Genomic DNA, 11,779 nt, shown 5'->3' with positions numbered 1-11,779 from the left:
GGTCCGTTTGGCTCGTCGTCTTGCATCCATAGCCTCTGCGCTCGCGGACGTTGAGTCTCGAAATACGGAAGCTCTTGGCAATGTTCTGCATCGGGCAATCCGGCGTTGAGTGTTCGCCACGATGCACGGGTAATGTATTGAGGTGCTATTATACCTCTGCTGTTTGCTTGCGGTCTTCCGCCGAACCCAGGTCGAGCGTGCATGGACGTTACCGCCTCGCTCGAACTTTGGTGGAGGCGCTTAACCTGCGTTCTGTCGGAACGGCAATGACCCGTGGCAAATGTTTGTCGAAGAGGGTATTGGTAAGCAGTATTGCCGTTCTAAGATCATACGCGTTGGAATTATTGATTTCAGTTAGGTAGATTGCGTTTGCATCAAGCCAAAGCCCGATGGGGGCGCGCCGGTGTCGGAATTTGATTCTTCGGCCTTATTGGAGCGCGACGATGGCGCTGCGCCGTCGAGCGCCATACCGGCGGGAATGCCCATATCGACTTCGTCCGCTCCACTGGATCCCGCGGTCGCCGCGATCTGTCGGCCGATCTCGGCCGAGGACCCTTGCGGACCGGACTTGGACATCGCAGAGGATGCGGCATACCTCAACTACTTCGCCGCTGTCGAAGGGATCTTGCCGCCGTCGTTCTTCTCCAGCGAGGATGGCAAACCGTTTGACCGGACTACGGTCGACCTGCCCGGGCAAATCGATGCGCTTGAGCCGTTGTTGAGACGTACCCGCGATATCCGGTTGATGGTCACACGCGCTCGGTTGATGGTTCTCAACAGGGATCTGAAGGGTTTCGTAGTCAGCATAGCCGCCATAGCCGAGTCGCTCGATTTGTACTGGGATGCGGTGCATCCGAGGGTTGTGGACGGCGAAATGACCGCGCGACAATCGGCGCTGGCGGCGCTGGAACTGCCGACAGTGGTGTTCGCGCTGCAATATACGCCCCTGTTCGAGGCGCGTCGGATTGGACCAATCAGCTATCGCGCCTGGATGATCGCGAATGGGGGAGCCAAGGCGCGCGACGGCGAACCTGCCCTGAATCTGGCCAGCATCGTTTCGGCAAGAGGCGATGCCGAACCGGCGATGCTCGAGGAGACACGCGGGAACATTCGGCTGCTCAAGGCCTCCCTTAGCCGCATACGCGATGCATTCGCGAAGCAAGGCGGCTCCGCCGGCCTCGAGAATCTGCCATCACTGACCAACAATATCCTCGCGTTCGTGGATCCGCGCGCCGCGGAAAGTGCCAAACCGGCAACTGCCGATGGCGAAGAGCCGGAAATGGCGAGCGCATCATCCCAGTCATCGGGCTTCTCGGCGGGCTCGCTGACCGACGCAAAGGAAGCACTGGCCGCGATTGCCGATTACTACGCCAGGTCGGAGCCTTCGAGCCCCACGCTTCCGCTGGTTCGGCAGGCCCACCAGCTCGTCGGCAAGTCGTTCTTCGAGGTGATGAGCGTGTTGGTACCCACGCAAATCGAGAAGGCGGCGTTCCAGATAGGCGGCGACCAGGTCTTCGAATTGCCGCTTGGCAAGCTTCCCAAACCGCCAGAGTTGCACATGCCGGCCGAGAGCCCGAACCCACAGCCGGGCGAGGTCTTGGATGGTGCAGCAGACATGCCGCATACCCGCAACCGTATCGAATCGCGTTCAGAAGCGATCGGGCTGCTGGAACAGGTCGAGCGCCATTTTCGCCGCACCGAGCCCTCGAGCCCGGTGCCGTGGCTTTGCGAGCGCGCGCGGGCCTTGGCCGAACGGGATTTCATGGCAGTGCTTCGCGACGTATTGCCGAAGGCGGCGCTGAGGAACATCGGCGCCGAAAGGTAGAGTTTGGTTAAAACGGAAGGATGGCCGGATATGTTCTTGACGATTGACGGGATAACAAAAATTCCGTCTAATCTAGAGCATTAGTCGACCAATCCAACGGACTTGATCGGCTGTCGCGGTTTTTTGGTCGACGGCCTGCATTTTTAGATTGGGGCTGTATATGGCACGAGATAGCGGCCAGAAGTTTATTCGCCGAAATCGCCCGCCTAGGGTGCATATCACTTACGAGAATCCGTCGAACGCCGAGGAGAAGATCGAGCTCCCCTTTGTCATGGGAGTGTTGTCCGATTTGTCGGGCAACGCGCCGGGCGTCGAAAAGCCGGAACTCAAGGACCGCAAGTTCCTGGAGTTCGACATGGACAATCTCGACGCTCGAATGGCAGCGATTCAGCCTGGCGTCAGTTTCCGTGTCGAAAACAAGCTCTCCGAAAACTCCGACGAAAAAATGGGCGTGAGTTTGCGGTTCGACAAAATGGCGGATTTCGAGCCGGCGGCGGTCGCAAAGCAAATTCCGGCGTTGGCAAAGCTGCTGGAAGCGCGGCAGCAGTTGGCCAATCTGCAGCGTTACATGGACGGCAAGGTTGCCGCCGAAGCGCAGTTGCGCAAGCTCCTGTCGGACCCGCAACTCATGGCCGCGGTCAAGAACCGTGCTTCCGAGCAAGCCGGCCCGGACGACGACACGACTGAAAGCAAATCCTGATCGGAGACTGGGCCATGGCCACCGAAACCGCGGCGACGCGCACCGTCCAAGAAGGCGTCTCTGAAACTCGAGAGGTCGATGAATTCGCGGCGCTGCTTAAGCAAAGTTTCAGGCCGCGAACCGAACGAGCCGCCACCGAAGTTGAAAACGCGATCCAGACGCTGGTTTCACAGGCTCTGGCTGACACGAGCCTCATCAAGTCCGATGTGCTGGATACCATCGAGGAGATGATCGCCCAACTGGACAAGAAGCTGTCGGCGCAAATGAATGAGGTTCTTCATGCGCCCGAATTTCAGCAGATCGAGAGCGCGTGGCGAGGTCTGAAGTATCTGGTATTCCAATCTGAAACGGACGCGATGCTGAAAATTCGCGTTCTGAACACGTCCAAGAACGAGCTTTATCGACACTTGCGGCAGTATCCCAACGCCGCTTGGGACCAAAGTTCGCTATTCAAGAAAGTGTATGAAGAGGAATTCGGGCAACTGGGCGGTCACCCATACGGGTGTCTGATCGGCGATTTTTACTTTAGTCATTTGCCGACTGACGTGCAGTTGCTGCGAGATCTCAGCAAGATCGCCGGCGCCGCCCATGCGCCATTCTTCGCTGCCGCGGACTCGACCCTGATGGGAATGGATTCGTGGAACGAGTTGATGAATCCGCGGGATCTGAGCAAATTGTTCGACACTCCCGAATACGCGGCATGGAAGTCGTTGCGGGATTCTGACGATGCAAAATATGTCGGCCTGTGTTTGCCGCGGGTGCTTGCCCGTCTGCCGTACGGCGCCAAGACCGAGCCGGTCGACGAGTTTGCATTCGAGGAGGATACCGACGGCCACAAGGGCGAGAAATACGCCTGGATGAACGCGGCCTATGCCATGGCGGCCAACATCAATCGCGCCTTCAAGGAGTACGGATGGTGTGCGCGTATCCGCGGCGTTCAGTCGGGTGGCGAAGTTGAGGATTTGCCCTCCCACACCTTCCCAACCGACGATGGTGGCGTCGACCTGAAATGTCCGACCGAAATAGCGATCAGCGATCGCCGCGAGGCGGAACTCGCAAAATCAGGTTTGATTCCGCTGATTCATCGCAAGAACACCGATCGGGCCGCGTTCATAGGTGCGCAATCTCTCTGCAAGCCGAAGGCCTATCAGAACAATCCCGAGGCGACGGCCTCCAGCAATTTGGCGTCGCGCTTGCCCTACATGTTCGCGGTCAGCCGGTTCGCGCACTTCTTGAAGTGCATGGTGCGCGACAAGGTGGGCTCGTACTATGAGAAGGATCAACTGCAGAAGTGGCTGAATAACTGGATCATGGAATACGTTGATGGTGATCCGAAGAACTCCAGTGAGACCACCAAGTGCCGAAGGCCGCTGGCCGGCGCCAAGATCACGATCGTGGAGAACGAGGAGAATCCGGGATACTACTCTGCGACGTTTGAACTGCGGCCGCATTTCCAGCTCGAAGGGATGGATATCGGCCTGCGCCTGGTGTCACGATTACCTGTCGCGAAGTGAAATTGCATTGAACGGCTGAGGCCATACGAAGACAAATTTTACAGGGTGCCTTGTCTTGCGTCGGGTCATGGTGACCACCGCGTGCGATGGTGCCCAGCACCATGGAGGTAATTCAGATGGCTGGCGACATGTTTCTGAAGCTCGACGGAATTAAGGGCGAGTCCATAGATGACGCTAAACCCGCCCACAAGGACGAGATCGATATCATCGGTTGGTCCTTTGGAGTAAGCAATCCGGCCTCCTTTGCGCTGGGGCAGGGCGGTCAGCAAAGCAAGCCCACCTTCTCCGATTTTCACATCAGCAAGTACGTTGACAAGGCGAGCGCTGCTTTGATGAATGCTGCCGCAACCGGAAAGCACTTCAAGGACGGCAAGATTACGTGCCGCAAGGCTGCCGGCGAGAGCAAGCTCGAATACCTGATCATCAAGCTGGACGAAGTTCTGATAACGAGCGTGCAGCACAGCGGGTCGGGGTCCGAGCAATACGTTCACGAAAGTGTAACGCTGACCTGTGGCGCCATCGATTTCACCTACCAGGGTCAGGCAGACATCACCGGCGGCGCGGAAGGCAATTTCGAGTTCACATACGACCTGCAGAAGCAGACTTCCAATCTTAAATAGCGGCGCCTGATTCCTGCCATTCAACGTGCATCCTCATCGCAATCACGGCCTCGAGCCGTGTATTGCGGTCTGGATCGGAAGCGTTGGACTGCATTCTCGCAATGGGCTGCTGCGGAAAGCGAGGCGATGGCCGACCGAGACATCAAGACTCGTCTCAGCCCACCGCTGATGCACGTGTTCCGTTCGGCGCACCTCGCCAAGGACGCCCAGAAGACGGTGGACTTGCGCGATGAAGCCGGCGAACGCGTCATCGCGGGTCGCAGGCTGCGAGCCCGCCAGGTTATCACAGAGCCCGCGCTCCGCCGCGAGGTCGCCCGCGATCTGGATTCATTGCTCAATACGATCGCGATGGCATCGACAATCGATATGAGCGAGGTGCCACATGTGCGCAAATCGATCCTCAACTTCGGGATCGCGGATCTGGCCCGCCTCTCGATCGACGAGGCTGCGGTTGATGACATTCCGGAGGAGATCCGGACCGCGATCCTTAACTACGAACCTCGGCTAGCGCCGTCTTCGTTGCAGATTGAGCGCGATACGACCGTCAACGTGACCGAGCTCAAGGTGCGGTTCGTCGTTCGGGCCGAGTTGGTGTGTCATCCGGTGCACGTTCCGGTCGAGTTTATCGCCGACGTGATCGACGCCGGAAAAATCGTTATCAATCGTGTGTAGCTTCCATGGACCGAGAATTTCTCGATCTATATAATCGGGAACTTCAGCTGCTTAACGAGCAGGCGCGCGAATTCGCTGGCGAGTATCCGGGTATCGCAGAGCGGTTGGGCGGTCTCCTCGACGACCGCATTGACCCGATGATAGGCGGGTTGTTGGAGGGGGCTGCTTTTCTAGCAGCGCGTGTACAACTCAAGCTGAAGCACGAATTTCCGGAGTTTACCAACAACCTCCTGGAGCAACTGGCGCCACACTACCTTGCCCCAACACCGTCGATGATGCTGACGAAGGTCATCCCGGTGTTTGGTGACAAGGCGTTGCGCGACGGGCGTGCGATCGGCCGCGGAGCTTATCTCGACGCCACCTTTCGCCAGCTCGATCGTCAAATCGCGTGCCGTTACCGGCTTTGCAGCGATATCGTGGTGTGGCCGTTTGAGCTGACTGGTGCGGAATACTTTCCATCGCCAGCGCCGCTCCAGGCGCTCGGCCTTGCGGTTGGTGCCGAGGGGCTGGCAGGCATGCGGCTGACCTTGACGCATCGCACGACGCCGCGCCTGGAGGATGAGCCGCCCGACGCCGAGGGAATCCACAAGGACGAGATGCAGTTTGCAGGCTGTGGTACGTCGAATCTGCCGTTCTATTTCATCGGTCCCGAGGCCGATTCGATCGCCCTCTATGAACAGCTGTTTGCTCACTGCAAAGGTATCTATTTTCGGTGTCTTGACGAGTTCGGCGACCCGGTCATCCATCGCGCATCGGCGAACTGTCTCGAACAGATTGGTTTCGAACGCGACGAAAGGTTGTTTCCGAACGACCATCGCCTTTTCGAGGGATTTGATCTCCTTCGCGAGTACTTCATGTTTCCGCGAAAATTCCTCGGCTGCAATCTGACCGCCCTGCGCGAGGTATTGCCACTGCTGAAGGCCAAGACGGTCGACATCCTCTTTGTGTTCGGCGAAGTCAATGCGCGACTGACCGCCGCGATACGTCCCGAAATGTTCGCGATGTATGCAGCGCCCGCCATCAATCTGTTCGAAAAGACCACCGATCGCATCGCGCTCAAATCGAACCAGCACGAGTATCACGTGATACCGGACCGCAGTCACTACCTTGACTTCGAACCGCACCGGCTGCTCGATGTCTATGCTCATTTTCCGGGCGGCCAGGACAAGATTCCGGTCCAGCCACTCTATGCGGCATCGCTCGATGGGTCACAGCATGCGGCGGGTCTTCACTATACGACACGACGGCTGCCGCGGCGGCGTACGGTAGAAGAGAAGCGCATAGGCCTTTCTTCCGACTACGTCGGGACCGACATGTTCATCTCGCTGAGCGAGCCGAATGTGGACGACAAGCAGGCCTCCGTCGCGGAGCTAAGCGTGCGCGCGTTGTGTTCCAATCGGCATCTCACCGAGCATCTGCCGATCGGCGTTGGAGGCGCCGATTTTCGCTTACTCGATGATTTCAGCCTTGATCTTGTATGTGTGGCGGGACCTACGCCTCCACGCGAGCCCGTGGTGGCGCAATTGCGAAGCCGGAGCGAAACAGCACACACCGGCACGGTTACGTGGCGGCTCGTCAACTTGCTGAGCACCAATCACCTTGGCCTGGTCGAGCGCGGCGCTGGTCGCAATGCCCAGGCGCTGCGCGAAACCCTCGCGATGTTCGCGGACATGGCTGACAGCATCACCGAGCGCCGCATTCGCGGTGTCCGGGATGTTGACAGCCGGCCGATTGTTCGTCGCATTCGCGAGCGCACCGGTATTGGAGTTGCACGGGGTATTGAAATCAGCGTGACGATTGATGAGAGGCCGTTCGAAGGCGCTGGCATCTTCCTGCTCGGCGCGGTCCTCGACCGGTTCTTTGCGGAGTACTCCGGGTTCAATCATTTCACTCAGACCGTAGTCCGCTCCGTCGAGCGCGGTGAGGTCATGCGCTGGCCGCCCCGAATGGGAAAGCGCAGGTCGTTATGACGCCAGTACCGAGGTGGCCATGACCTTCCTCCGAGACCTGCAAGAAGAGCCCTGGCGATTCGACTACTTTGCCGTGTTGCGGCATCTCGAACGCAAGCACAGGGATCGGCCCCGGATCAGCGACAGTGCGGCGAGGCGGGATGAGTTCGTCGTCTTCGGGCAGGATCCATTCATGGACTTTCCCGCGTCCAACATTGCGCGCGTGGTACAGGACGAAGACAAGCCGCTGAAGATATTTGTCAAGTATCTTGGCCTGTTGGGGCCGCAAGGCGCGTTGCCGCTCGCCATTACCGAAGAAGCGCATCATAACGTGATCGCGCGGGATGACGCCTTTCCGCGCTTTCTCGATATCTTCAACCACCGTTTCATTCAGCTGTTCTTCCGGGCCTGGGCCGATTCCAGGCCGATCGCTCAGCATGACAGGCCCGAGCAGGACCGCTTCGTCGCCTATATTGGTTCCGCAATAGGTGTCGGATCGGCACCCTATGGTAACCTTGACAGCGTTCCAGACGCAGCAAAGCTCGGCCTTGCCGGTCTTCTGGGGGCAAAAGCCAAATCTGCCTCGCGTCTCGCCGCAGCGATCCGAGGCCTGTTCGGCGTCGAAACAGAAGTGGACGAATTCGTCGGTACGCGGCTGACGATCGAGTCGTCCGAATGGACCATGCTCGGGGCTCGGTATAACATTCTTGGCGGCGACGCACTGCTTGGTCAACGTATCTTCAGCGTGCAGGACAAGATCCGGATCAGGATCTTCACGAGAAACCTGGCGCAATACATGCGCTTCCTGCCGACCGGTGATCTGTGTGAGCCGCTGGCTGACCTCGTATTTTTCTACAATGGCGAGCAACTCGACTGGGACGCGGAGCTGGCGATACCGTCGGGCGCAGCGGAGCCGATCCGTTTGGGCCAGTTCGGCCAGCTCGGATGGACCACCTGGATGTCGCCAAACTGGACGTTGACGGATGCATTCCGCCGCGACGCGCGTTTTCATCCCGCCGAACGAATGCGACACAAGCGCGCGGGAAGGCGAAGGGGGAACTGATGGTCGATATCAGTATCGAGGCAGTCGCGGGCAAGCTCAACAGGCTTGGATATGAGGCGTTTTTCAAGGCGCTGCGCCAGGCTAAGGGCGCCGGCAACCGCAACGTCGAGCTCGCGCATTGGCTAGCCCATATCTTGCAAAGCGAGCGTACCGATATCGGGCTCACGGCGGATCATTTCAAGCTCGATCGCGGCAGGCTGTCCGCGGACATCACTTCGGTGGTGAACGGCTTCCGCAAGAACGAGACCGAGATGCCGGCGGTCTCGAATACGGTCATGGACACCCTTGACCGCGGGTGGCATTACGCGACCTTGTTCTTCGGGGAAACCCAGATCCGGACCGGCCACATCCTGGTCGGCGTATTGCAATCTCGCGAGCTCACGCGGGCGCTCGTCAACGTGTCGCCGGAATTCGCAAAGATCTCGGTTGATTTGTTGACCGCCGAGCACCGCAAGATCTGGGCCGGATCCGAAGAGGAAACCTTGCGCCCGATGGACGGTTCGGGAGCGGTGGCGTCAGGCACGCCGGGAGCCGAGCATGCGGCGGGCGCAAAAGGTACAACGGCTCTTGACCGGTTCTCCCAGGATCTCACCGCCAAGGCGCGGTCGGGCGAGATGGATCCAATTCTCGGGCGCGACGACGAGGTCCGGCAAATCATCGACATTCTGATGCGACGGCGTCAGAACAATCCAATCCTCACCGGCGAGGCGGGAGTTGGAAAAACCGCGGTGGTCGAAGGATTTGCCCAGCGCATCGCGGCGGGGCAGGTACCGCCGCCATTACGCAACGTCAGGCTCTGCGTGCTGGATGTCGGCCTTATGCAGGCGGGCGCCTCGATGAAGGGTGAGTTCGAGCAGCGGCTACGTTCGGTGATCGACGAAGTGCAGCAATCGCCAACTCCCATCATCCTCTTCATCGACGAAGCGCATACGCTGATTGGAGCCGGCGGGTCGGCGGGCACCGGTGATGCAGCCAATCTGCTCAAGCCGGCGTTGGCGCGGGGAACGCTCCGGACGATCGCGGCGACGACCTGGTCGGAATACCGGCAATACATCGAAAAAGATCCGGCGCTGACGCGGCGCTTTCAGCCCATTCTCATCAACGAGCCGGACGTCCAGAAATGCTGCGACATGTTGCGCGGCATCCTGGGTCCGATGGAGAAGCATCATAAGGTGCGGATTTCGGACGCGGCAATCGTCGCTGCTGTGAGACTGTCGCATCGCTACATTCCTTCGCGTCAGCTGCCGGATAAGGCCGTGAGCCTGCTCGACACCGCTGCGGCGCGCGTGGCCATCAGCCAGAGCGCAGTCCCCGCGATGATCGAAGATGTGACCTCTTCCGTCGCCGCGCTCGAAGGTGAGAAGGTTGCGTTGACCAGCGACGCCGAACTCGGTGTTCGCAGCGAAAGCCGAATTGCCGCAATCGACGCCGAGATCGCGGCGTTGCAGGAGAGATTGGCGGCTCTTGATTCAGGCTGGGCGGCAGAGAAGGGAATTGTCGACGAGATTGGCAGACTGCGAAGCAGTCTCGATTCGTCCAAAGATCCTGCCGCCGACAAACCCGCAGGGACCACGCCGGACACGCCATCCGACAAGGACGAGGTCCGAAAGCAGCTGCAGGACGCGTTCAGGCGGCTGGAGTCGCGGGATCCCGAAAAGCGGATGGTCTACGCACATGTCGATGAACATGTTGTTGCGTGCGTGGTCTCCGACTGGACGGGGATTCCCGTCGGGCGAATGCTGAAGGACGAAATCGAGAACGTGCTTCGATTGCCGGAAATTCTGAACCGCCGCGTGGTCGGGCAATCCCACGGGCTCGCGATGATCGCCCGGCGCATCGAGACCAACCGCGCGCGTCTCGACAATCCGAACAAGCCGATCGGTGTTTTCATGCTGTGCGGACCGTCGGGCGTAGGAAAGACCGAAACGGCGCTTGCCCTCGCCGAGGCGCTTTACGGCGGCGAGCAGAACATGATCACCATCAACATGTCGGAGTTTCAGGAGGCGCATACCGTCTCCTCATTGAAAGGTGCGCCTCCCGGTTATGTTGGCTTCGGGGAAGGTGGTCGCCTCACCGAGGCGGTTCGCAGGAAACCCTATAGTGTGATCCTGCTCGATGAAGTCGAGAAGGCTCATCCCGATGTTCATGAGATTTTTTTCCAGGTGTTTGACAAGGGGTTCATGGATGATGGCAATGGCCGGCGAATCGATTTCAAGAATACGCTGATCATCCTGACCACCAACGTCGGTACCGACCTGATCATGGGGCTCTCGGCTGACCCGAAATTCCGCGAGGATTCCGAAGCATTGGCGAAAGAGCTCAGGCCGGAGCTGCTGAAGGTGTTTCCGCCGGCATTGCTCGGCAGAATGGTCTCGATCCCGTACTATCCGCTGTCGAACAAGATGTTGAGTGGAATTGTGCAACTCGCCCTGGATCGGATCGGCCGACGGGTCAGCGAGAATCACGAGGCTGCGTTTAGCTACGATCCGGCTGTTGTCGATCACATCGTGTCGATGTGCAATGATCCCGATTCCGGCGGGCGCATGATCGACAACATCATCAACAACACCTTGCTGCCGGCGATGTCCCGCGAATTTCTCAAGCGATCGCTTTCCGGCGAGGAGGTAAAGGAGATTTCGGTCTCTATCGAGAATGACGAGTTTGCGTATGCATGGAAGTGACAGTCTTTCGCAACGGGCCGTGACGGCTGCATTTGCGCGATCGCGAGCCAAGCACCGGTGAACAGATGTCCAGAAACCGCTTCGAGCGAGTTGATGAAGTCCAGCCAGATGCAATCAGCTTGACGCTTTTCGACAAGGATGGATCCCACATGGGGATCGTGCATTGTCCAAAGACGGCGGCTCCGGATCGGTTGCCGGCGGACATGACAAGCCAGGAGGGGCCCGCCCTGCACGCGCTGGCGACGGCGATCCAACTCGCAAACTCGAAGAAAATACCGATAGTGGTTATCGATCCCGACAACCTGTGGAATGCCGAATGGGGTGATCTGTGGCGCTATGAGGAAGAGGCGTAGCATTCGACGGATGCCGCCGGGTACCCTGGCCAGCAACGAAAGCGGCGGGCGTGGACGAGGGATTATCTTCGCAATACGCACCGGAATCGAGACAAATGGAGGAGGAGCGCTGTGAGTGGTTACGTTATTGCGAGAGAGAATTTCAAGGAGGCTGCAAAGCATGTTTCCGCCGAGACGGATCCTGTCATGTTCAATCTGCTCTCTGGATTGCAGGGTCTGACCGATCAGATCGAGGAAGACTTGCGGTCGCTCCGGACCGAATTGCGCGGGCCGCAGCAGGCGCAACCGAGCAAGAGCGGAAAAAAGCCGGTGTCGAAGAAAAAGCCTGCCAAGGCGACCCGGAAGAACACCAAGAAGCGGGGTCGTTGAGCCAGAGATTGTGCTTCGAGGCGTTCTGTGCGC

General features: G+C 58.9%; 10 protein-coding genes. All 10 read left to right on the top strand.

Features of this window, described 5'->3' with window-relative positions; all coding sequences use genetic code 11:
- Positions 1-403: 403 nt before the first annotated feature.
- The 10 genes from XH93_RS30225 to XH93_RS30180 all read left to right on the top strand — a co-directional run bounded on the left by XH93_RS30225 (position 404) and on the right by XH93_RS30180 (position 11,746).
- Positions 404-1,825 carry an ImpA family type VI secretion system protein gene (locus XH93_RS30225; RefSeq protein ID WP_194470268.1) on the top strand — a complete coding sequence of 474 codons (1,422 nt, stop codon included), beginning with the start codon at positions 404-406 and terminating at the stop codon, positions 1,823-1,825.
- 160 nt (positions 1,826-1,985) lie between these two features.
- Complete coding sequence (gene tssB, locus XH93_RS30220) at positions 1,986-2,525, top strand: type VI secretion system contractile sheath small subunit (protein WP_139485529.1); 540 nt, start codon at positions 1,986-1,988, stop codon at positions 2,523-2,525.
- A gap of 14 nt (positions 2,526-2,539) precedes the next feature.
- Complete coding sequence (gene tssC, locus XH93_RS30215) at positions 2,540-4,039, top strand: type VI secretion system contractile sheath large subunit (protein ID WP_139863078.1); 1,500 nt, start codon at positions 2,540-2,542, stop codon at positions 4,037-4,039.
- A 116-nt stretch (positions 4,040-4,155) separates the two neighbouring features.
- A complete protein-coding gene (locus tag XH93_RS30210; protein ID WP_172627061.1) occupies positions 4,156-4,659 on the top strand; it encodes a type VI secretion system tube protein Hcp in 504 nt (167 codons plus the stop codon).
- A gap of 126 nt (positions 4,660-4,785) precedes the next feature.
- Positions 4,786-5,331 (top strand): type VI secretion system baseplate subunit TssE, encoded by a 546-nt coding sequence (gene tssE, locus XH93_RS30205; protein ID WP_244626750.1) that lies wholly within the window; start codon positions 4,786-4,788, stop codon positions 5,329-5,331.
- 5 nt (positions 5,332-5,336) lie between these two features.
- Complete coding sequence (gene tssF, locus XH93_RS30200) at positions 5,337-7,301, top strand: type VI secretion system baseplate subunit TssF (RefSeq protein ID WP_194470267.1); 1,965 nt, start codon at positions 5,337-5,339, stop codon at positions 7,299-7,301.
- A 19-nt stretch (positions 7,302-7,320) separates the two neighbouring features.
- Positions 7,321-8,343 carry a type VI secretion system baseplate subunit TssG gene (gene tssG / locus XH93_RS30195; RefSeq protein ID WP_139485525.1) on the top strand — a complete coding sequence of 341 codons (1,023 nt, stop codon included), beginning with the start codon at positions 7,321-7,323 and terminating at the stop codon, positions 8,341-8,343.
- Positions 8,343-11,024: a type VI secretion system ATPase TssH gene (tssH, locus tag XH93_RS30190; RefSeq protein ID WP_194470266.1), complete on the top strand. Its 2,682-nt coding sequence runs from the start codon at positions 8,343-8,345 to the stop codon at positions 11,022-11,024. The genes tssG and tssH overlap by 1 nt, the downstream gene beginning before the upstream one ends.
- Positions 11,025-11,089: 65 nt before the next feature.
- Positions 11,090-11,377 carry a hypothetical protein gene (locus XH93_RS30185; RefSeq protein WP_139485523.1) on the top strand — a complete coding sequence of 96 codons (288 nt, stop codon included), beginning with the start codon at positions 11,090-11,092 and terminating at the stop codon, positions 11,375-11,377.
- Positions 11,378-11,563: 186 nt separating this feature from the next.
- The gene (locus XH93_RS30180; RefSeq protein ID WP_194470265.1) at positions 11,564-11,746 is read left to right on the top strand and encodes a hypothetical protein; all 183 of its coding nucleotides are present in this window, start codon (positions 11,564-11,566) and stop codon (positions 11,744-11,746) included.
- Positions 11,747-11,779: the final 33 nt, after the last annotated feature.

The sequence above is a fragment of the Bradyrhizobium sp. CCBAU 51753 genome, from assembly GCF_015291565.1.
GTDB lineage: Bacteria > Pseudomonadota > Alphaproteobacteria > Rhizobiales > Xanthobacteraceae > Bradyrhizobium > Bradyrhizobium ivorense.
The sequence above is the reverse complement of the archived record's forward strand: the minus strand, read 5'-3'. Positions and strand labels throughout refer to the sequence as shown.